The organism is Aeribacillus composti, assembly GCF_007827555.1.
Taxonomy (GTDB): Bacteria; Bacillota; Bacilli; order Bacillales; family Aeribacillaceae; genus Aeribacillus; species Aeribacillus composti.
Genome location: NZ_VISS01000023.1, coordinates 1 through 20,940 on the forward strand (window position 1 = coordinate 1; position 20,940 = coordinate 20,940).

A 20,940-nucleotide genomic window follows, 5' to 3' on the forward strand; every position below is an offset into this window, starting at 1 on the left:
TGGGTTTCTTCAGTATTGCCTTTTTTCGGATCATCGGACAAGGGAATTTCCAATTTCTATGATTTTTCACCTTGACATATTACCGCAGGACTTTAATCATTACACTTATATTCTATCGAAAATAACACAATATATAATATGGGAAAATGGTATAATTTGTTATATAAAAATAGAGACTAGGAAATTTAATTACTAATTTCGGGTCTTTTGGGGGGGAAGCGGAATTTGACAAGAGGATACTTTGGAGTTTTCAATGCCATTTTCAAAAAAATACATGCCAAATAAACCCACATATGTATATTCGAATTAATAAGCAAAAAATAAAAATGGTTCTGTTCGTCAATATCTACAAATATGTCGTACATTTCGTGTAGACAATAAAGTTCGGCAACAAACGCTTTATAATCTAGGGAGGTTAGAGCATTTATTAGAGAATGGCTCTGTCGATAAATAAATCGAGGGATTAATCAAATTTTCAGAGCGTTACTTTGACCGAATTCACGGGCAAGGCTCTTCCTCTTCTTTCTCCGTGCTTTGGACAAAAGAGTTTGGGCCGGTTTATCTGTTCCGAAAGGTATGGGAAAAGTTAGGGCTTGGTCGGCTATTATGTAAAATCATGGATGATTCCGAGGCTGCTTCTCAGTATGACGAAGCCGTTTTTGCCATGGTGTTAAACCGTCTCATGGATCCCAATAGTAAGCATGATATCTTCAAACAATGGATCGACACGGCGGCTTTTTTTATGAATAAAGCAAGCATATTCCTTTCTAGTCATCAGATGACCTGTTGACTAAAGATAAAAAAAGCGATAAAGTGAAAAGAAAAGGGTTACATCTTAGTTGAAACTGTTTCACAAGGCGGGGGGAGCAAATTGAAAGTTTCATTATTTGTCACATGTTTAGTGGATGTATTTAACGGTTCAGTAGGCAAAGCAACAGTTGAGCTTTTAGAAAGACTTGGATGCGAAGTAGAATTTCCGGAAAGCCAAATTTGCTGCGGACAGCCTGCCTATAACAGCGGATATGTTCAAGCGGCAAAAGAAGCGATGAAAAATATGATTCTCACCTTTGAACATGCCGATTATGTTGTCACACCTTCCGGATCATGTGCCACGATGTTTAAGGAATATCCGCACATTTTTGATGAAGATCCGGTTTGGAAAGAAAAGGCGCAAAAGCTTGCAAATAAGACGTATGAATTAACACAGTTTATTGTAGATGTTTTAAATTTGGAAGATGTGGGCGCAACATTAAAAGGAAAAGCAACCTATCATACATCATGTCATATGACCCGTCTTCTTGGAGTTCAGGAGGCACCATTTAAATTGCTGGCAAACGTGAAGGGGCTTGAATTGGTTCCGCTTCCAAATGCATATGATTGCTGCGGCTTTGGCGGAACGTTTTCCGTCAAAATGGAACAAATATCTGAACAAATGGTTGATGAAAAAGTTCGGCATATTGAGGAAACCGATGCCGACTATTTAATCGGGGCAGACTGCGGCTGCTTAATGAATATCGGGGGGAGAATAAGCAGGAAAAATAAACAAGTCAAGGTCATGCACATTGCTGAGGTGTTAAACAGTATCGAATAATGGAGGGGGGAAAGCAGGATGGCAATGAAAATTTCGGATCAGCCGTTTGATCAAAGGGTGCAAAAAAATATTGAAAACGATTTTATGAGAAATGCAGTCCAAGATGCTCAAGAAAGGCTGAGAAAAAGACGTCTGGAAGCTGCTGAAGAGCTTGGCAATTGGGAAGAATGGAGATCGCTCGGTGAACAAATCAGAAAGCATACATTGGAAAATTTGGACTATTATTTACACCAGTTAAGCGAAAATGTTGCAAAAAGGGGCGGACATGTTTTTTTTGCTCAAACAGCGGAGGAAGCGAACGATTACATCCAAAGTGTTATCAAGAAAAAAAAGGCTCGCAAAATTGTCAAATCGAAATCGATGGTGACGGAAGAAATTCATATGAATCAATGTTTGGAGGAAGCGGGCTGTGAAGTTATTGAAACGGATCTAGGCGAATATATATTGCAGATTGATGATCATGATCCGCCTTCGCACATTGTAGCCCCAGCCCTGCATAAAAATAAGGAACAAATTCGAGATGTGTTTCAGCGAAAACTTGGGTATGAGAAAACAGAAAAGCCTGAGGAGCTTGCACTCCATGCGAGAAAAATGCTTAGGGAGGAATTTTTAACAGCGGATGTCGGCATCACAGGATGCAATTTTGCCATTGCCGAGTCTGGATCGTTTTGTTTAGTGACAAATGAGGGAAATGCCCGCATGGTGACGACCATTCCGAAAACACAAATAACTGTCATGGGGATGGAAAGAATAGTTCCAACATTCGAAGAACTTGATGTGCTTGTCAGTCTTTTGACAAGGAGTGCAGTCGGTCAAAAATTAACGAGCTATATAACGGTTTTAACTGGTCCGAAACAAAAAGAGGATGTTGACGGACCGGAAGAATTCCATTTGGTGATTGTTGATAACGGACGAAGCAAAATTTTAGGAACTGAATTCCAGCCTGTTCTTCAATGCATTCGTTGTGCAGCGTGCATTAACGTCTGTCCTGTATATCGGCATATAGGCGGCCACTCGTACGGATCGATTTACCCAGGTCCGATTGGTGCTGTATTGACGCCGCTTTTTGGTGGTTATGATGATTTTAAGGAATTGCCTTATGCTTCCACACTATGTGCCGCTTGTACGGAAGCATGCCCCGTAAAAATTCCGCTTCATGAACTTCTCCATAAGCATCGGCAAGTAATTGTCGAGCGGGAAGGACGAGCGCCAATAAGCGAGAAGCTGGCGATGAAGGCATTTGGAATAGGAGCATCGAATCAAAAACTGTATCAGTGGGGAACAAAACTGGCGCCAGCAGCCCTCAAACCGTTTTCGAAAGACGGGAAAATTTCCAATGGACCAGGTCCTTTGAAAAATTGGACGTCCATACGTGATTTCCCGGCACCGGAAAAAAACAGCTTTCGCGAATGGTTTCACAATCGTAAAAAAGAAAGTGGTGATCGTTCATGAACGGAACGATTCAAAATCGAGATTCGTTTTTGCAGATGATAGCTCAAAGGTTAGGACGAAATCCCCGGAAGGAAGGGGTGGAACGGCCCAGCTGGTCATTTCACCCTCAAGAAAAAACACTTGCTGGTTATTCTTCCGACGAACTGGTTGATGCATTTATAAAACAATGTAAAAATGTTCATGTCGATGTATACAGAACGACTTCCAAATCATTGAAAAATACGCTGAAAGAGGCGATTGCTTTTTATGGAGGCGGTCCGATTGTGACGTGGGACGATCATCGGTTTGAAGCATTCGGGCTGATGCCTTTTTTATTGGAGGAATTGCCAAACGAAGGAACAGACGTGCATATATGGGATCCTGAGCTTGGAAAAGAAAATATTCAAATTGCGGAAAGAGCAAATATCGGAATTACGTTCAGCGATTATACACTGGCTGAATCCGGAACGGTTGTCTTGTTGAATGGGGGAGGGAAAGGAAGGGCGGTCAGCCTTTTGCCGACAACGTATATTTCCATTATTCCGAAAAGCACGATCCTCCCTAGAATGACACAGGCCGCCAGAAAATTTCATCAAATGGTGGAAAAAGGCGAAACGATTTCTTCCTGCATTAATTTTATTACAGGACCGAGCAATTCAGCGGATATTGAAATGAACTTAGTGGTTGGCGTACATGGGCCAATTAAAACAGCCTATCTCATTATTGAAGATTGCTGAATGGATTGACTAAAAAATTGAACATCTGGCGAAGTCCATCGAGGGGCCTCGCCAGATTTTTTTGGCAAATGTTCGAATTTTCCATACCCCGCTAGGACCTCTGACTTATGACTTGTTTTTAAAGTTAGAAAGTTTAGGAACTGCGACGCCTTTGAAGTTATTTCTCTAACTACTCTAGATTGTTGTTTCAGCATCTCGGACTGTAGAAAAGACCTATTTCTGAAAAGCTATTAGAAGCCGTTCTATTTATGTGATGTGACTGTCTGTGTGCGTCAGCCCCGGTCTTATAAGCCTTTTACTATTTTTTTTAGCATTGTCGCTCGAAGTTCAATGATTGGCTGTGCGATCGTTTTGACAAAGCGGCTCGACAGCAAGAATGTAACGACAATTGAAACAATGGCGAATACCGTGATGCTTTCTATTTCTGTAAGCCAGCTTTCAAGTTCGCTGTCTCTGAACGATTGAATGATAAATCCGTGCAATAAATAAACGTAAAAAGTTCTTGTGCCCCATTCAGTGAAAAATTGACGCTTTTTCGGTATTAACGAGAAAAATCCGAACGTCGTAATCAAAGTAAGAAAATAAAATCCGAGCCGCACCAGCCCTGAAAAGATATCCGTTTCGCCAAAAGCTGAATAAGGCATGGAACCGAACAGCCACTCATACTCAAAAGGCAAATAGAAATACGTCACAAATGTAAGCAACAGAGCACTTGCCCCTAAAGATCTTGCAGGCAGCTTCGTCATCATGGCAAAATGTTCTTTCTTTAAATAAAAACCTATTAAAAAAATAGGAAAAAAGACTAGTGTACGTGACAAGCTCAAATAGTTGCTGATGAAATCAAAATATCCAGCTGCAATACCGATAAAGAACGAAAGTCCTAAAGCGACCAATTTATTCAATTTAGAAAACGGGATCAGCATGACGTTCCAGAAAAACAAACTTATTAAAAACCAGAGGGACCAGTGCGGATTCAAAGGATCAATTGAATGGAGCAGATTGTCGCCTTTAATCAAAACATAATAAACTGTATAGATGCCATGAAAAATGAAATATGGCAAAATGAGTTTTTTTGCTATTTTTTTAACGTATCCCTGTTTGTTAAACCCTTTGGCAAAAAAGCCGGAAATTAAAATGAACGCAGGCATATGAAACGTGTAAATAAATTTGTATATGTTCATCATAATGTAATTGTCTTCAATCATCGATCGAATAAAATGGCCGAACACGACAAGAAGAATTAATATAAACTTGGCGTTATCAAAGTAGCTGTTCCTCTCATTCATGTTATCACCTTCAAAAAAAGTTTCGATTTAAAATATAAGACAAATTCAACATTTTGTAAACAGTCGTACTGAAAGGTACATCGAATTGACTAAATTGACAGTGCATGAAGGATTCTAACGTAATTTGTAGAAAATGTAAATATATTGAGAGTGTTAAAATGAGAGGTGGGAAGTTTGAAGCAAAACATTGCAGCCATTGAAGAAGATTTGTTGACAAAGCGTTTAAAAAAAGCGCAACAAGAAAATGAAAAATTAAAAAAATATTACGAAATTTTCGATCGATCAATAGATGCTATGGTGCTTTTAGATCATCACGGCAAGTTTTTTCAAGTAAATCAGTCAGCATGCCGCCTTTTTGAAATGGAAAAAGAAGTCATACTAGAGAAGTCGATAGATGATTTTGTAGCAGCTCTGCCAGGAAACGAATTTATAAAAAATTTTTCTGATCATGAAAAACAGCAATATGCGGAACTCATGTTAAAACTGGAAAACGGCCGAATCAAATATGTTGAATACAGCATCATTGAGAACATTTACGGCACATACAATCTTGCTATTTTTCGGGATGTTTCTTCGAAAAAAATTCTTGAACAGGAACGATCGATCAATGAACAGCTGTTTCCGGATTTATTTGACCGTGCTGTTGACGGCATTGTCATTTTTGATTACGAAGGATTTATTATAGATGCCAATCAATCATTTTGTACAAGCTTTTGCATTCCGAGTGATGAACTCAAAAACTATAAATTTTCAGATTTTATCGAAGATGAGAAAATGAAAAAATATTTTTATGAAGTATTGTTTGAAAAAGGAAAAATGAAAGGAGAAATGCCTGTCCGATTAAAAGACGGAACGCGAAAAATTTTTGAATTTACGACCACGTCAAACATTTTACACGGATTTTACATGTCGATATTGCGCGATATTACAGAGAAGAGGCTTATGGAACAGCAAATTTTGAAGAGTGAAGAAAGGTTTAGAGAAATTTTTGAAAATGCTCTTGATGCCATCCTTATTTGGGATCATTTTGGAAATATTATACGCGCGAATCAATGGGCTTGCCGCATATTTGAACTCCCCTTTGATGAACTGTTGAAAAGCAATTTAATGCGATTTATCAATGCAAATGATCCAAAGTTTTTGCAGGTGAAAGATGAATATTTAAAATCTGGTGCCATCCGGGAAGAATTAATGTTTTACATGCCGAACGGACAAAAGAAGCAGCTCGAATTCACATCAAAATACAACCCGAAGGAAAAAACCCATATGACCATATTGCGAAATATCAGCGACCGGAAACGAATGGAAAAAGAATTGCGTGAAAGTGAACAAAAATTCCGGAATGTGTTTAACGGAGCGATGGACGGCATTCTTCTGTTTAATGATGATTGGGTGATTGTTGATGCCAATCCTGCTGCAATGCAAATTTTAGGATTAACACAAGATCAAATTGGACGTGATTGCATATTCCGATTTTTTCCCATTCATTTTAAAAGTGATTGGAAAATGGATGGGTTGACGAAAGAATTTGCGATTACGGTGAAAAATAAGCAGGAAAGAATTCTCGAATGTTCATTTAAACGCCACATTATTGAAAATATGAATTTAGTTATATTTCGCGATATCACTGAAAGAAAAGAAATCGAAGAGCGGCTGAGAAAATCGGACACTCTCAATATTGTTGGGGAATTGGCAGCCGGAATAGCCCATGAAATCCGCAATCCAATGACAGCGTTAAAAGGATTTATCCAGCTGCTGCAAGGAAGCATAAAAGAAGATTATTCCATGTATTTCAATGTCATTACTTCTGAGCTGAAGCGAATTGAATCAATCATTGATGAATTTCTTATTTTGGCGAAGCCTCAAGCTGTTCGATTTGAACAAAAAAATATTGTGAAAATCATGAAAGATACGATAGAATTATTAAATGCACAGGCTATTCTAGTAAATGTGCAAATTCATTTAGACTACGGGGAAGTGCCGGAAATATTTTGCGAACCCAATCAATTAAAACAAGTTTTTATTAACATATTAAAAAATGCAATCGAAGTGATGCCAAATGGAGGCAATATTTATGTTTCGATCACAAAAGAAGATGATCACCGGGTTCAAATTTCCATTCAAGATGAAGGGCCAGGCATTCCAAAAAATAAACTGAAGCGGCTTGGGGAGCCGTTTTATACAACGAAAGAGCGGGGAACAGGCCTAGGTCTTATGGTAAGCTACAAAATAATTAAAGAGCACAATGGGAAAATTGATGTCAAAAGCAAAGTAGGGTATGGAACGACATTTTATATTTCGCTCCCTATCAATGGTCAAGAAGGTGTGTAGGATGTACTTTTTGCATACAATGAACAGCCCTATTGGTACGATCGGGATTATAGAGGAAAAGAATCGAATTGTCTCTTTGTTGATGGATGAGCAGGAGCTTACAGAGCTTCTGGCATCTTCAAAAGTTGTGGAACATAAAACGGATCTATTGGAAGAGGCAGCGAAACAGCTTAAGGAATATTTTCAAAGAAGACGAAAAATATTTTCCCTTCCCATTTTTCCAAAAGGCACTTCATTTCAGCAAAAAGTATGGAAAGAGTTGATGAACATTCCATACGGTGAAGCTAGAAGCTATCAATATGTTGCAGATGGGATCGGAAATCCGAAAGCTGTTCGGGCAGTTGGCCAAGCCAATAAAGCGAATCCTATCCCGATCATAATTCCTTGCCATCGGGTGATTGGCAAAAACGGAGCGCTTGTAGGCTATGCAGGCAATCAAACGGATAAAAAAGCTTTTTTGCTGCAATTAGAGCAGTGCAAAAATTGGGCATCATAGAACCTTTCAAAATGAAAAACTCTGCGATGCCTGCGCAGAGTTTTTAAAAAATTTGCTGTTTTTACGATGTAAATGCTGTGCCGGCATTTAAAAAAGCTTGGACGAATCACTCAACAGCTGTATATGTGTAAAATCTTTCCTCTATAAAAATCATCCCGGTTTTTCTTTTTTATTCTTGTTTAAATTGCAATAGTCTCGTTTTTAAGTCTTTCTCGAGCTGCATTAGTTCTTGCTCAGCCTGCTGCCTTTTTAGACGTCCTTCCTGTTGGATCCTGAGCGTTTCTTCGATTGTTGAAATTAGGTCGTCCTGTGTTTTTTTCAACGTTTCAATATCGACGATGCCTCGTTCATTTTCCCTGGCTGTTTCAATTGTGTTTGCTTTCAGCATTTCTGCATTTTTCAAAAGCAGCTCGTTCGTCGTTTTCGTCACTTGCTTTTGGGCCTCCAGTGCTCCTTTTTGCCGATATAAGGTGAGAGCGATCGCAATTTGGTTTTTCCATAAAGGAATAGACGTCAAAATGGAGGATTGGATTTTTTCCGCTAATGTTTGATTCATATTTTGAATCATCCGGATTTGCGGAGCCGTTTGGATTGTAATTTGCCTAGATAGCTTTAAATCATGGATCCGTTTTTCCAACCGATCAGCAAATTGAAGCATGTCGTTTACTTCTTGAACCGCCATTTGATCTCCAGTTGTTTCCGCTTTTTTTTGCAATTCCGGTATTACTTTTGTATGGAGCTCCTCCAATTTTAATTCACCAGCAGCGATGTAAATGTTTAGCGCGTGAAAGTATTCCTTATTATGCTCATATAAACGATCGAGCAATTGAATATCGGACATCAGCGCTTTTTTTGAATTTTCCAGCCGGACTGTAATGCGTTCGATTTGTGCCCCGATTTTTTGGTATTTGGATAAAATTTCATTGATCGAACTAGATATTTTCTTGAAAAGACGAGAAAAGAAGTTTCGTTTTTCCGGTTTTAATTCTTCCGGGTTTACTTGTTCGAGTTTGCTCATCAGCTCTTTTAAAATATCGCCTATAGGCCCGATATCCTTTTTTTGAACATAGTCCAGCATTTCGTGGGAAAAACTGGAGAGCTTTTGCTGAGCGGAAGCCCCAAATTGGACGATCGAATGCCGGTTTTTGTAATCAATTTGAGCTGCCAGCTGTGCAGCCTTTGCTTTATGCTCCTGTGAGAGCATGTCGATAAATTTTTTCGGCTGTTCTTCTTCGCTGACTGCTAAAGGTGATGCGGGCTTATCTTCTTTTTCTCCAAATGGGTCCTTTAATAGATCATCTAATAGATCCAACTCTTTCTTTTCTTCCAACGTAATCACCTATCTTTCCATTTCGTTGTTTGTTTTTTCGCAACATTTAATTCAAATTGAAGATGTTCGATATCATTCGATAAAACGGTGATTAAATCTTTCTCCAATGATTCGCAAATTTGATTCAACATCTGTTTCGTTTCTTCCAATGATGATTTAACGTTCTGATCGCGGATCGGCTGGGCGGAAAGAAACGTATACTTTTCTGCAAGCTCCACGCAAGAATCTAAATGATAGAAAAAGAATGATTCGCCTTGATAGAAGCGTTTCGGCTCCTTTTCAACGACATGATATATACGTTTGGAAAGCCTGATTGCTTCGACAAGCTGCTGAATCGTTCCGAGCGATCGGGCTCTAAATAAGGTGCGCTGCAGTCGGGCAATTTTTTGTCTTGCTTCTTTTAAATTTTCCTGTACATATTTGTATTCACTGGCTGTCAATCCGTTTTGCTTCAGCCAATTTCTTTTTTGCAGCCATTTGGTGATATAATAGACGATAATACCGCCTGCAACAGCATACAAAGACGATTGAATGAAAGCTTGGTCAAATCCTAAAAACAAGGCAAACCAAAGAACAGACATCGAACAAACAGCAATAAAACTTCTTATGAAAAACAAGAATATCGATTTCATGATCCTACCCCTGTCAGCATTATTTAATAAATTTACGAACAAACGGAAAGCAAGGTTTCGCTTTTTACTACAATTTTACTACAATTTAGACAAAAAGTAGAATGATTTGTGAATCGGAATGGAACGAAACGTTTTTTCAAACGTAATAAAGTAAAAAAATAAATAATGGAGGGAAATCCATGATTATTACAACAACCAATTCTTTGCAAGGAAAGGAAATTGAAGAATACTTGGGGATTGTCAGCGGTACAACCATTCTTGGTGCAAACATTGTCCGCGATTTTTTGGCAGGCATTACGGATATTGTCGGCGGCAGAAGCGGCGCATATGAAAGCAAGCTTTCAGAAGGAAGGGAAATAGCTATTGAAGAAATGACAGCGAAAGCTAGAAATCTGGGAGCCAATGCTGTGATTGGAGTGGATCTTGACTTTGAAACATTACGAGATGGGATGATGATGGTTGTAGCAACTGGAACAGCTGTAAAAATCCGATAAAATTGCGCTGTTTTTTAGGCTTGTCATTGTGATGATAGAAATAAGCGCAGCTTTTCTTAATGAAAGGAAAGAAATTTCCGACAATATTTTAAATAGAAAACAAGCATCTTATCATTGCTCAAATATTGTCCTCCGACCTATAAAACGGCAGCGGTTATTGAGGCAATAAGCTTTGGTCTGCTGTCAGCGAGTAAAAAAGAAGTCGAATTTTTTCTTTTAAAAAGTCTTTTGGATAAGCTTTTTATGACTGTATGAATGATTTGACAATCCTCCTTACATAAATATTAAAGAGGATTGTCAAATACTTGTGTAAAAATATTGTCTAAATTTGCGAATCTATTTACAAAAATAGTAGAATCTGTAATAATAACCGAGTGCGTGTCTTTAGACCGCGAGATTTGGAAGGAGGATATGAGAAATGGCAACGGAAGAAGAGCTGCGCAAAGAAAAGCTGTTCATAGAAATCATAATAAAAAGGCAAAAAATGATTGAAATGGCTCAAATAAACGGGATGAACAGCAAAGAGACGATTGAGCTGAGCCAAGAACTGGACAAGCTTTTAAACAAATACCAGCAAATGGTAAGCAGCGATGAGAAAAATCAATCGATTTTCCACCCTATGAAATGGACATTAACAAATCCTTTTGTTGCAACGGTTGAAAAATAAAGAAAACTCATACTTGACAAGCTTAAAAAAGTTCAGTCAGCACAATCATAAATAAAATTCCGAAAATAAAAGAATATGTCGAAGTCAATTCATGACCATCGCCGTGGCTTTCCGGAATCAATTCTTTATAAATGATAAAAAGCATTGCTCCTGCAGCAAAAGCAAGACCGTAAGAAACTAAAGATTCAACAAATGTTGTTAAATAAAACCCTATTAGAGATGTGACAATCTCGATCGCTCCTGTCAACGTTGCAATGAAAAAGGCTTTGATGCGGGAAATGTTCTGATTGATTAAAAAAAGAGCAACTAATAAGCCTTCTGGTGCATTTTGCAGCCCGATTGCAAGAGCAATTAGATGACCTAAATCTTGTTTCTCTGAGGCATAACTTACTCCGACAGATAGACCCTCCGGGAGATTATGTAAGGTGATCGCCGAGATAATGAGCAATGCTTTTTCGTCAAATTGTATTCCTTCTTTCGTATGCTCCAGTTCAATGTGAGGAATATTTTTCTCTAAAATTGTTAATATAAGCACTCCAAGTATTAATCCGATGCACATTTTCATTATATTTCCGTTTGCTAATGCTTCAGGTATCAACCCCCTCATGGAAGCAGCCATCATAATCCCAGCGCTGAATGCTAATAATAAATCTCTTCCTCTATGTTTAATCGTTTTTTGCAAAAAAAGAATCGGGACAGCCCCTAAACCTGTAGACATTGCTGATAAAAAACTCCCAATATATACGTCGTACATAAAATCGTACCCCTTTTCAGAAAAAATAAATTTTGATAATAATGTTTTATAATAGATTTGTTATTTTATCAATAGAAGGAGATTTTATATGAAAGAAACGCTCTTATTCATTGTAGAACTGATTAATGATTTTCATGACAATATTATCCATTTGGTAGAAATGGCTGGTTTTCAATTAACAGATAAACAGCTGCATTTTTGGATCATCGGCATTTTCGGCATGGTTATCTTTTTCATTACACATGTGGTATTTAAATATATAGCAAAATTCGGCATTTTATGTATATCGTTTATTTATACAATGACCGTACTAGTTGTCATAGTGTTTGCCATTGAGATTCAACAAAAAATAACGAATAGAGGAAATATGGAATTTGAAGATATTGTGCAAGGTCTATGGGGATTTCTCGCTCTGTTCTTCGCTTTTTTGAGCATTTATATCGTTTATAAAGGTGCAGTAAAAATAATAGGAAAAACACGTTCTCAAAAAGGAAGAAAAGGAAAAAGCGGAAGCCGCATGTCAAGATATCATTCATCGTAAGAAAATGATTGGGTACGACTCAGCATTTTTTAGCCCCGATCCTCTAATCGGTTTTTGATTCAAAAATAGATAAAAGAAGGTAGAAACCGTCGCTTTCATCGGTTTCTACCAATCCTGCATCAAATGCATCATCAAGCATTTTTAGATGCGGCTTACATTAGAACAAGAAGGCTGTTTTTCGCCTAGTTCAGAATCACATCGAGCTTCAGCTTTTATTTGATAGCGGCAGCTTTATCGTCACGGTTGTGCCGACATTCAATTTGCTTTCAATCTCAATGGTGCCGCCATACATATCGACAATGCGTTTGCATATTGCCAGTCCAAGTCCGGTGCCGCTGTCTTTCATCGTAAAAAATGGGTCAAAAATTTTTTCCATCATTTTTTCAGGAATCCCTTTCCCTGTATCGATCACTTTGATAACTGCAAGATTTGCTTCTTTTTTGACAATCAATTCTAATGATCCGTTCATGTCCATTGCTTCTAAAGCATTTTTCGTTAAATTTAACAAAACTTGTTTAATATGATTTTTTGTACAATAAATCCGAATAGGATTATGCCGATCCATATGAACTTGAAAATTTGTTCGATGGAGATTGATTTCCGATTTAATGATCGGCATGACTTCGTCGATAATCTGATTTAAGTCGTACAGTTTGTGTTTATGAGCGGTTGGTTTTCCGAGAACGAGAAATTCGCTCACAATTTCATTGATTCGGTCGATCTCTTTTTCTATGACGGAAAAATAATGCTGATCTTCTTCTGACTGATATTTTTTCTTTAACAGTTGAATAAAACCGCTAATTCCAGTTAAAGGATTTCGGATTTCATGCGCTGTGCTGGCAGCGAGAGTACCGACCAGTTCAAGCTTTTGCGCTTTAATTTTTTCTTCTTCCAATCTTGCTTTACGTTTCAGCAAATAATATTGGATCAACAAAAAAATAATATTAAAAAAAATGTATACAATGGCGGCATAAGTTAAAACAACTTGAGAGATTTCCAACGGCTTGACCGGAGCGACCGACGCTTTCAGCACCCATGGAAGCTGGGTAATATCAGTTTGAACAGATTTTTCGGAAGAGTCCTTTTCTTTTTCGCCTGCACTGAAAAGAAAGTTGTTCTTCGTGTCGCTCACCACGATATATAAATCTGGGCTCAGTACGTTCATAATATTTTGTATATAGTTTATGCTTAATGTGGCGTATAAAACGCCATTTACATCTTTTTGCTGATTTACAATCGGGGTGCAGATCGTGATAAGCTTTTTATCGTGAACTTCTGAAATAGCAGTCTTTTTTGTTGCGAGCGCAGATTGAAAACATTTTTCCGAAGAGATGTCATGATGTAATGAAACGGGTTGAGTGCCGATTTTTATTGTTCCGTCTGCATTTGCGATATACAGGCCGGTAAAGCGGGGTTCTTGTTGTAGGGTTTCTTTTAGAGCTCTTTGAATTTGGTTTGGATTATTTTCTTGATCTATGAATAACGCCATTGTTTCCATTCTCGTTTTTGTTTCCGAGATTAAGCGGTCAATTTGACTTTGATGAATGTCTAGCATATATACGGCTTCTTTTTCATGTTTCGAAAAGAGAATATTTTTTTGTTTTTCCCATATGATAAACGAAATCAGAAAAGTGGGCAGGATTACGATCAAAATGTAAAGCAAAACCTTATGGCGATGTGTTAAGTCCAGCATTTCTTTAAACTCCTTCTTTTTCATCAACCTTTTTATTATAGCATGATCTTTTGAAAGAAGATCGGGGTTAAAAAAAGTTTTTTTATTCTGAAATTTTCTATGCAGTGATTGACAATAATGAGAAGTTTCACTATTATAATTCAAGACATTGAAATACTAAAGGAATGATGAAAGTTGGCTAAGGAAAACAGCAGTATTGAAAAATCTCTAAAATTTTTTATCGTTCTTTCACGTGCTTATCGCGCAATGAATGATCAAGTTAGCAAGCACATTCAATCATATGGATTAAACTTAACGGAATTTGCCGTTTTAGAGCTTTTGTATCATAAAGGAGATCAGCCACTTCAACAAATCGGCGGAAAAATTCTTTTAGCTAGCGGCAGCATTACGTATGTTATTGATAAATTAGAGCAAAAAGGGCTGTTAGTTCGAAAAGCATGCCCAAAAGACCGCCGTGTCACATATGCAGCAATAACGGAAAAGGGGAGAAAATGGATTGAAGAAATCTTTCCTTCTCATCAAGAGATGATTGATTCGATCGTGAATATTTTGACAGAAGATGAGAAGGAAACAGCGATTAATCTATTAAAAAAAGTAGGGTACCATGCGAAAGAAAAATGAAAGCGGAACCGGCTTAATTCGGCTCCGCTTTTTTATTGTTTGGAAGAATTAGAATTTCCACCCGTCTGTTTTTTTGTCTTCCTTCTGCTGTATCATTGGAAGCAACGGGTTTGTATTCGCCGTATCCTTTCGCACTGAACTTGCTTGGGTCGAGATTTTTGTTTTCTAAAATAATTTTCATCACATTTACGGCTCTCATAACACTTAAATGCCAGTTTGAATCAAAGTTTGAATTATGAATCGGTACATTGTCTGTATGTCCGCTGATAACCACGTTGCGGGCACTGCCCATGGCGAGCATTTTGGCAATGTCAGTAGCCAAAATTTCATCTTTTTTTCTCACTTTGGCGCTGCCCGAATCAAACAATATATCGTCCCGAATCGTGATTAACAAACCCTCTTCGTTTAGTGATGTTTTAATATTGTTTTTCAAGTTGTTTTCTTCAATGTATTGATTAAACCGATTTTGAACTTCCGCTAATTCCTCTTGATCGCTGTTTCCCGATTCATCATTGTCATGAGGCTCATTTTGCACTTTTCCATTTTGTTTGTTTTCTTCGATGTTTTCCATTTCTTGTTGTGGTAGAGGGCTCGGATATTCTAAAACGCTTATGCCTCCGTCAAAATTGGAATTGAAAGCTCTTGCCAAACGTTCAAATTTTTGGGCATCTATCGAACTGAGAGCAAATAGGACGATAAAGAGCGCAAGCAAAAGGGTTAAAATATCGGCATAGGGAATAAGCCAGCTTTCATCTGTATGATGGTCATTGCGGTTTTTTTTTCTACTACGCATCGGACGTAACACTTCCTTCATCAGAAATCTTTGCCCGCTCTTTTTCAGGAAGATAAAATGCCAATTTTTGCTGAATCGTCCGCGGTGCCTGTCCTTCTAAAATGGAAAGAATGCCTTCGATCATCACCTGGCGGACGAGCACCTCCTGCTGGGATTTCCTTTTCAGCTTGTTCGCAAACGGGTGCCATAAAACATATCCTGTAAAAATTCCGAGCAAAGTAGCAACGAACGCGGCGCTGATCGAATGTCCGAGCTCCTCAATATTTTCCAAATTGGCTAGTGCGGCAATCAAACCTAATACAGCTCCTAATACGCCAAGAGTCGGAGCATACGTGCCGGCCTGAGAAAAAATGGCGGCGCCTGCTTCATGCCGCTCTTCCATTGCATTGATTTCTTCTGTCATAACATCTCGGATGAACTCGGCAGACTGACCGTCCACAGCCATGCTTAAACCGGTCTTTAAAAATGGGTCATCTATTTCCTGAAGCTTAGCTTCCAGCGCCAACAATCCTTCTTTCCTTGCGATTTGCGCCCATTCAGAGAAAAGGACAATCAACTCTTGAATCGTATAAGTTTGTGTGTCTTTAAATAAGACGCGGAATAATTTCGGTACTCTTTTAATTTCATTTGTCGGAAAGGCAATAACGACCGCAGCAATCGTTCCGATGATAATAATGACGATAGCTGCCGGATTGATTAAGACGGAAAGACTGACACCTTTTAAAACCATGCCGACAATAATTGCCATAATTCCTAAAAAAATGCCGATAATTGATGTTTTGTCCATGTTCATCAAATCCTTCTTCTTTCTATATTCAATTATTATATCGACAAAGAAAGACGAAAATTTTATATTTGATAAAAAAAATAAACGACACATTCATCGGAATCGATTTTTGCGATGCTGCTCCCAAATAAAAAAACTGCCCTAATGGACTGTTAGGGCAGCTGTTATGAACGAATAACAATTTCTTCATTTTCTACGTCGGCGATTAAATGATTGTGCACTTCACCGTCTAACAGGATGTCTGCAATTTTGTCTTCAATATGTTCTTGAATGACGCGGCGAAGCGGACGAGCGCCGAACGATGGATGATAGCCGATTTCTACCAATTTTTCTTTTGCTTTTTCTGTTACGTCCAATGAAATGTTTTGTTCTTTCAACGTGTTCCGAACTTCTTCAAGCATCAAATCAACTATTTTCAAATAATCTTCTTTATCAAGCGGTTTAAATTCGATAATGGCATCGAAACGGTTTAAAAATTCAGGCTTAAAGAATGAACCGAGAGATTCAAGGATGCTTGATTCTTTTTCCACCGTGCTGTTAAAACCGACGTGAACTTGTTTTGCACCTGCTCCAGCGTTAGAGGTCATAATAATGACCGTATCTTTGAAGCTGACGGTGCGGCCTTGGCTGTCTGTCAAGCGTCCGTCTTCTAATATTTGCAAGAAAATGTGCTGTACATCTGGATGAGCTTTTTCAATTTCATCCAGCAGGATAATGCAGTAAGGGTTGCGACGAACCTTTTCCGTTAATTGTCCTGCTTCTTCATGTCCGACATAGCCTGGAGGCGAGCCGATTAATTTTGAAACAGAATGTTTTTCCATATATTCACTCATATCCAAGCGAATCATGGCATCTTTTGAACCGAACAGCTCCAAAGCTAATGTTTTCGACAATTCCGTTTTTCCAACGCCAGTCGGGCCGACGAACAGGAAGGATCCGATTGGTCGGTTTTTTGCTTTCAATCCAGCGCGGCTGCGGCGAATGGCTTTTGCCACTTTCCGGACAGCATCCTCTTGGCCGATAATTTTTTTCGCCAAGTTTTCTTCTAAATGTTTCATTTTTGCTTGCTCATCCTCTTGCAGCTTGCCGACTGGTATGCCGGTTTTTTCTTCGATGATTTTTTGAATGTCTTCTACTTGAACGATTGCTTGCTGTTTGTCCTTTCCTTGTTCAAGCTGCTTTTCAAGGGCAGCTTCTTCGTCGCGAAGCTTAGCTGCAAGTTCGTATCGTTCTTCCTTTAGCGCTTTTTCTTTTTCATGGGCAATTTGTTTAAGCCGCTCGTGGATGTCTGCTTCATTAGCCGGCTCGGCTTTTAAGTTTAATCTTGAACCAGCTTCATCCATTAAATCGATGGCTTTGTCAGGCAAAAAGCGGTCTTGAATATATCGATGAGATAGTGTGACGCAAGCTTTAATCGCATCTTCTGAATATTTGACTTGATGGTATTGTTCATATTTTTCTTGAATTCCTTTTAAAATGCTGATCGCTTCTTCAATGGAAGGTTCTTTCACAATAACCGGCTGGAAGCGTCGTTCAAGGGCTGCATCTTTTTCGATTTGCCGGTATTCTTTTAGAGTTGTTGCTCCGACAACTTGAAGCTCACCGCGGGCGAGCGCTGGCTTTAATATGTTGCCGGCATCCATAGAACCTTCCGCAGAACCGGCGCCGACTAAAAGATGAATTTCATCGATAAACAGGATGATGTTTTTTCGGGCTTGCAATTCTTGAATTAGCTGCTTCATCCGCTGTTCAAATTGTCCGCGAATTCCCGTGTTGGCGACAAGTGATGAAACATCCAGCAAATAAACTTCTTTATTTTTTAATTTTTGCGGAACGTCTCCTTGAGAAATTTTTAAGGCTAGTCCTTCCACAATAGCTGTTTTCCCTACGCCTGGTTCTCCGATTAAAACCGGGTTATTTTTGTTGCGTCGATTTAAAATTTCAATCACTCGTCTTACCTCATCATCGCGGCCGATGACAGGATCAATCAACCCAGCTTTTGCAGCATCCGTTAAATTTCGGCCGAATTGATCGAGGAAGCCGTTCTGTTTTCCGCCCCCTGATTTCGGTTGTGCTTGAACAGCTTGGTCAAAGCTCTCAAAAGAGTTTGGCATAAATGATTGAAATAATTCATCGAAACCGCTGAATCCGTAAAAACCACTTGGGATTTTTTGTTTATATTGTTGATAGCATTCTTGACAGAGACGCATTTCTTGTTTGTTGTGATTGATTTGTACATTTAATAAAACATTGGCTTTTCTTGCTTGGCAATTTTCACACAACATATAACATTCCTCCTTTTTGACTTTGATTAACTTTGACCAAAAGAAGAAACTTCTTTGACTTTCTTTGACCTTTTGGAATCAAAGAAACAATCTCAATCATTCAATAGTTAGATTCACTGTTTGACCTTTTCTGACTTTATTATACTTTGACCTTTTTTGACTTTCAAGTCTTTTTTACAAATTTTTTTCGTCTTTTTTTCCCTTCTTGTCCATATATTGTTGATAAAGTAAGGTGGGTGAAACATGAGCAATAAATGGGTATTGGCACTTCAAATAGCTTCTGTCTATATCGGCACTGTCATCGGTGCAGGGTTTGCAACGGGAAAAGAGATCGTTGAGTTTTTTTCAAAATACGGCGCTGGAGGAATTGTTGGAATTATTTGTTCTGCCGTTTTATTTGTTTGGCTGGGAACGAAAATGATGTTGATCGGAAGACGCATTAATGCATCTTCGTATTTGCAGTTGAACCAATTTTTGTTTGGGACGTTGTCAGCTTATGTAGTCAACGGCTTGATGTTTATGATGCTGATTGGCATCACATCGGTCATGCTGTCGGGGGCGGGGGCGATTTTTGAAGAGCAACTGTCGCTTTCAAAGCAATTTGGAATTTTTTTAACGATTGTGCTTTCCATTGCTGTGATTTCGTTTGGAGTCAAAGGGCTGTCTTCCGTCAATCTATTGGTTGTTCCGCTTTTTATTTTGTTTAGCCTGATCATCTCCATTGAAGCCATCATAAGGGGTGATTTTATCGATTTATCGTTGGATGGAGTGTTTCAACCAGTCAAATCAAGCTTTTTATATGTTTCTTTTAATCTCTCTCTTGCTCAGGCTGTACTTGTTCCGCTCGCAAACGCAATAAAGGATGAAAGCGCCATTAAATTGGGCGGAGTTGTAGGCGGTCTCGGATTAAGCTTCATTTTATTTTCCAGCTATTTCTCCCTTCTGCATTTGCCGGACGCCGGGCTTTTTGAAATCCCAATGGCTGAAATTGTCAAGCAGCTGTTTTCAGGCTTTTATTACATATACATCCTTGTTATTTTTGGAGAAATATTTTCATCGTTGATCGGCAATCTGTATGGTTTGGAACGGCAATTATCATCGGAAAAGCCTTTGGCAAAAATCGCTGGTGTCATTTTCATCCTATTATTATGTTATTTAGTCAGCCTGATAGGATACGGAAAGCTCATTTCCACGCTTTATCCGCTGTTCGGGTATATGAGCATTGCCTTTTTCATATTATTAATGTTCAAAAAAATTCCAGACGATAACAAATCATGATAAAATAGTAGGGAAATGAAGGAGGAGTTTATTTGGATAAAATCGCGGTCATTTCTGATATACATGGGAATATTCCGGCGTTGTCGTCTGTATTGAAAGATATAAGCTTGCGAAATGTAGATCGAATTTTTTGTTTAGGAGATCTTGTCGGAAAAGGACCTGAATCAAAAGAAGCGATCGATATCGTCCGCAGCTCCTGCGATTTTGTTTTAAAAGGAAACTGGGACGAGCTGATTACAAGGGAAGATGTAAACGATGTCGTTCGCTGGCATCAAAATCAGTTGTCGCAAGAAGACATAGAATATTTGCGTAGCCTCCCGTTTTCCATTGATTTTTATATGAGCGGCCGCCGGCTGCGGCTTTTTCATGCATCCCCTTTCAGCGTCTGGATAAGAGTACAGCCTTGGGATTCGATTGAAAAAAGATTGTCCATGTTTGAAAACAGCGTTGAAACCGGTTTGGGAACGAAGGAGCCGGATGTTGTCGGATACGGTGATGTTCATAATGCCTTTATACAGCATTTATCCGGTAAAACGCTTTTTAATGCAGGCAGTGTCGGTAATCCGCTGGACCTGCCCGAAGCATCCTACTGCATTTTGGAAGGCACGTTCAACTCGGAGAAAAGGGCTCCTTTTTCGATTCAGCACATACGTGTTCCATATGATATTGACCTTGCCATTCAATTAGCTAGAAAAAAAGAAATGCCGGAACTAAAAGAGTATATTCAGGAATTAACGACCTCACGCTACAGAGGCTTGGAAAAGGCATGATGCGGAGGTAAAAGTAAAATTATTGTAGGTAAAAATTAGCGCCTTCATTTAATGAGAACTCTGATTGCTCATTAAATGAAAGGGAAAGTGTGGCAGTAATATAAGAAAGTGCGGCTGCTCCTGGTAGAATGATCATGGACTACATTTAGAGGATAAAAAATTGCCCACAAACGCTCGGCTCAATTCTGTTTTTTGAAAAAGGAGATTTTTTTACCAAGAGGGTACCCTGAAAAAAGTGATTTCGCTATCAAAAAATAGCGATTAAAAAAGTTGCCCACAAAGTCTTGAGTGACTCCAGTCGGAGCATGCCGTTTGCATAACCAATTCTGTATGATATAATAAGATACAACTTGAATAAAAATCCGTTTCGAAAGAACGGGAGAGGTTCTAGCACACCCTCTATAAAAAACTAAGGAAAACTAT

Annotated in this window: 19 protein-coding genes, 1 pseudogene and 1 riboswitch; of the genes and pseudogenes, 12 read left to right on the forward strand and 8 right to left on the reverse strand. The window is 38.7% G+C overall.

Annotated elements, in window-relative coordinates:
• Window positions 1-293: 293 nt before the first annotated feature.
• From FB379_RS19265 to FB379_RS12305, 4 genes and pseudogenes are all read left to right on the forward strand, one after another.
• Window positions 294-730, forward strand: a pseudogene (locus FB379_RS19265) (IS1634 family transposase); the annotation flags it as partial.
• A 141-nt stretch (window positions 731-871) separates the two neighbouring features.
• Window positions 872-1,591: a (Fe-S)-binding protein gene (locus FB379_RS12295; RefSeq protein WP_063389374.1), complete on the forward strand. Its 720-nt coding sequence runs from the start codon at window positions 872-874 to the stop codon at window positions 1,589-1,591.
• 18 nt (window positions 1,592-1,609) lie between these two features.
• Window positions 1,610-3,043, forward strand: a complete 1,434-nt coding sequence (locus tag FB379_RS12300; RefSeq protein ID WP_063389373.1) for a LutB/LldF family L-lactate oxidation iron-sulfur protein — start codon at window positions 1,610-1,612, stop codon at window positions 3,041-3,043.
• Window positions 3,040-3,759 (forward strand): LutC/YkgG family protein, encoded by a 720-nt coding sequence (locus tag FB379_RS12305; protein WP_066247924.1) that lies wholly within the window; start codon window positions 3,040-3,042, stop codon window positions 3,757-3,759. Before FB379_RS12300 ends, FB379_RS12305 begins: the two co-directional genes overlap by 4 nt.
• A gap of 284 nt (window positions 3,760-4,043) precedes the next feature.
• Here the strand turns inward: FB379_RS12305 and FB379_RS12310 are convergent, their stop codons facing one another.
• On the reverse strand, window positions 4,044-5,045 hold the full coding sequence (locus tag FB379_RS12310) for an acyltransferase family protein (RefSeq protein ID WP_066247926.1): 1,002 nt from the start codon (window positions 5,043-5,045) through the stop codon (window positions 4,044-4,046).
• Window positions 5,046-5,219: 174 nt separating this feature from the next.
• On the opposite strand from FB379_RS12310, the gene FB379_RS12315 reads away from it, so the two are divergent.
• Together FB379_RS12315 and FB379_RS12320 are read left to right on the forward strand one after the other, a co-directional pair.
• Window positions 5,220-7,376, forward strand: coding sequence for a PAS domain-containing sensor histidine kinase (locus tag FB379_RS12315; RefSeq protein ID WP_066247928.1), 2,157 nt, complete (start codon window positions 5,220-5,222; stop codon window positions 7,374-7,376).
• 1 nt (window position 7,377) lies between these two features.
• Window positions 7,378-7,872, forward strand: a complete 495-nt coding sequence (locus tag FB379_RS12320; RefSeq protein ID WP_066247930.1) for a methylated-DNA--[protein]-cysteine S-methyltransferase — start codon at window positions 7,378-7,380, stop codon at window positions 7,870-7,872.
• 169 nt (window positions 7,873-8,041) lie between these two features.
• Here the strand turns inward: FB379_RS12320 and FB379_RS12325 are convergent, their stop codons facing one another.
• Together FB379_RS12325 and FB379_RS12330 are read right to left on the reverse strand one after the other, a co-directional pair.
• Complete coding sequence (locus tag FB379_RS12325; protein ID WP_242009330.1) at window positions 8,042-9,202, reverse strand: toxic anion resistance protein; 1,161 nt, start codon at window positions 9,200-9,202, stop codon at window positions 8,042-8,044.
• Between the two features lie 5 nt (window positions 9,203-9,207).
• A complete protein-coding gene (locus FB379_RS12330; protein WP_063389368.1) occupies window positions 9,208-9,834 on the reverse strand; it encodes a 5-bromo-4-chloroindolyl phosphate hydrolysis family protein in 627 nt (208 codons plus the stop codon).
• Between the two features lie 179 nt (window positions 9,835-10,013).
• Here FB379_RS12330 and FB379_RS12335 point away from each other — a divergent pair, with 179 nt between their 5' ends.
• Together FB379_RS12335 and FB379_RS12340 are read left to right on the forward strand one after the other, a co-directional pair.
• A complete protein-coding gene (locus tag FB379_RS12335; RefSeq protein WP_066247932.1) occupies window positions 10,014-10,328 on the forward strand; it encodes a YbjQ family protein in 315 nt (104 codons plus the stop codon).
• A 418-nt stretch (window positions 10,329-10,746) separates the two neighbouring features.
• Window positions 10,747-10,995, forward strand: a complete 249-nt coding sequence (locus FB379_RS12340) for an aspartyl-phosphate phosphatase Spo0E family protein (RefSeq protein ID WP_066247934.1) — start codon at window positions 10,747-10,749, stop codon at window positions 10,993-10,995.
• A 22-nt stretch (window positions 10,996-11,017) separates the two neighbouring features.
• Here FB379_RS12340 and FB379_RS12345 read toward each other — a convergent pair whose 3' ends face one another.
• Window positions 11,018-11,749 (reverse strand): ZIP family metal transporter, encoded by a 732-nt coding sequence (locus FB379_RS12345; protein ID WP_063389365.1) that lies wholly within the window; start codon window positions 11,747-11,749, stop codon window positions 11,018-11,020.
• Window positions 11,750-11,837: 88 nt separating this feature from the next.
• Here FB379_RS12345 and FB379_RS12350 point away from each other — a divergent pair, with 88 nt between their 5' ends.
• The gene (locus FB379_RS12350; protein ID WP_144598120.1) at window positions 11,838-12,290 is read left to right on the forward strand and encodes a hypothetical protein; all 453 of its coding nucleotides are present in this window, start codon (window positions 11,838-11,840) and stop codon (window positions 12,288-12,290) included.
• A gap of 205 nt (window positions 12,291-12,495) precedes the next feature.
• On the opposite strand, the gene FB379_RS12355 is transcribed toward FB379_RS12350, so the two are convergent.
• Window positions 12,496-13,983, reverse strand: coding sequence for an ATP-binding protein (locus FB379_RS12355; RefSeq protein WP_066247939.1), 1,488 nt, complete (start codon window positions 13,981-13,983; stop codon window positions 12,496-12,498).
• 174 nt (window positions 13,984-14,157) lie between these two features.
• On the opposite strand from FB379_RS12355, the gene FB379_RS12360 reads away from it, so the two are divergent.
• Window positions 14,158-14,604, forward strand: a complete 447-nt coding sequence (locus tag FB379_RS12360) for a MarR family winged helix-turn-helix transcriptional regulator (RefSeq protein WP_063389362.1) — start codon at window positions 14,158-14,160, stop codon at window positions 14,602-14,604.
• A gap of 13 nt (window positions 14,605-14,617) precedes the next feature.
• Here FB379_RS12360 and motB read toward each other — a convergent pair whose 3' ends face one another.
• The 3 genes from motB to FB379_RS12375 form a co-directional block, all read right to left on the reverse strand.
• Complete coding sequence (motB, locus tag FB379_RS12365) at window positions 14,618-15,397, reverse strand: flagellar motor protein MotB (RefSeq protein WP_063389361.1); 780 nt, start codon at window positions 15,395-15,397, stop codon at window positions 14,618-14,620.
• Window positions 15,390-16,184: a flagellar motor stator protein MotA gene (gene motA, locus FB379_RS12370; RefSeq protein ID WP_066248005.1), complete on the reverse strand. Its 795-nt coding sequence runs from the start codon at window positions 16,182-16,184 to the stop codon at window positions 15,390-15,392. Before motA ends, motB begins: the two co-directional genes overlap by 8 nt.
• A gap of 164 nt (window positions 16,185-16,348) precedes the next feature.
• Complete coding sequence (locus FB379_RS12375; protein ID WP_063389360.1) at window positions 16,349-18,469, reverse strand: ATP-dependent Clp protease ATP-binding subunit; 2,121 nt, start codon at window positions 18,467-18,469, stop codon at window positions 16,349-16,351.
• 243 nt (window positions 18,470-18,712) lie between these two features.
• On the opposite strand from FB379_RS12375, the gene FB379_RS12380 reads away from it, so the two are divergent.
• Together FB379_RS12380 and FB379_RS12385 are read left to right on the forward strand one after the other, a co-directional pair.
• A complete protein-coding gene (locus FB379_RS12380) occupies window positions 18,713-19,747 on the forward strand; it encodes a YkvI family membrane protein (RefSeq protein WP_066247941.1) in 1,035 nt (344 codons plus the stop codon).
• Between the two features lie 32 nt (window positions 19,748-19,779).
• Entirely contained in the window at window positions 19,780-20,517 is a 738-nt protein-coding gene (locus FB379_RS12385) for a metallophosphoesterase family protein (RefSeq protein ID WP_066247942.1), read from the forward strand.
• Between the two features lie 375 nt (window positions 20,518-20,892).
• Window positions 20,893-20,936, forward strand: a riboswitch (PreQ1 riboswitch).
• Window positions 20,937-20,940 lie beyond the last annotated feature (4 nt).

What these genes read in the sequence shown, in the direction of transcription:
- FB379_RS12350 (WP_144598120.1), top strand. Translation starts at nt 11,838, where the DNA reads ATGAAAGAAACGCTCTTATTCATTGTAGAACTGATTAATGATTTTCAT.
- FB379_RS12355 (WP_066247939.1), bottom strand. Translation starts at nt 13,983, where the DNA reads ATGCTGGACTTAACACATCGCCATAAGGTTTTGCTTTACATTTTGATC.
- motB (WP_063389361.1), bottom strand. Translation starts at nt 15,397, where the DNA reads ATGCGTAGTAGAAAAAAAAACCGCAATGACCATCATACAGATGAAAGC.
- FB379_RS12345 (WP_063389365.1), bottom strand. Translation starts at nt 11,749, where the DNA reads ATGTACGACGTATATATTGGGAGTTTTTTATCAGCAATGTCTACAGGT.
- FB379_RS12340 (WP_066247934.1), top strand. Translation starts at nt 10,747, where the DNA reads ATGGCAACGGAAGAAGAGCTGCGCAAAGAAAAGCTGTTCATAGAAATC.
- FB379_RS12335 (WP_066247932.1), top strand. Translation starts at nt 10,014, where the DNA reads ATGATTATTACAACAACCAATTCTTTGCAAGGAAAGGAAATTGAAGAA.
- FB379_RS12320 (WP_066247930.1), top strand. Translation starts at nt 7,378, where the DNA reads ATGTACTTTTTGCATACAATGAACAGCCCTATTGGTACGATCGGGATT.
- FB379_RS12300 (WP_063389373.1), top strand. Translation starts at nt 1,610, where the DNA reads ATGGCAATGAAAATTTCGGATCAGCCGTTTGATCAAAGGGTGCAAAAA.
- FB379_RS12310 (WP_066247926.1), bottom strand. Translation starts at nt 5,045, where the DNA reads ATGAATGAGAGGAACAGCTACTTTGATAACGCCAAGTTTATATTAATT.
- FB379_RS12375 (WP_063389360.1), bottom strand. Translation starts at nt 18,469, where the DNA reads ATGTTGTGTGAAAATTGCCAAGCAAGAAAAGCCAATGTTTTATTAAAT.
- FB379_RS12305 (WP_066247924.1), top strand. Translation starts at nt 3,040, where the DNA reads ATGAACGGAACGATTCAAAATCGAGATTCGTTTTTGCAGATGATAGCT.
- FB379_RS12380 (WP_066247941.1), top strand. Translation starts at nt 18,713, where the DNA reads ATGAGCAATAAATGGGTATTGGCACTTCAAATAGCTTCTGTCTATATC.
- motA (WP_066248005.1), bottom strand. Translation starts at nt 16,184, where the DNA reads ATGGACAAAACATCAATTATCGGCATTTTTTTAGGAATTATGGCAATT.
- FB379_RS12330 (WP_063389368.1), bottom strand. Translation starts at nt 9,834, where the DNA reads ATGAAATCGATATTCTTGTTTTTCATAAGAAGTTTTATTGCTGTTTGT.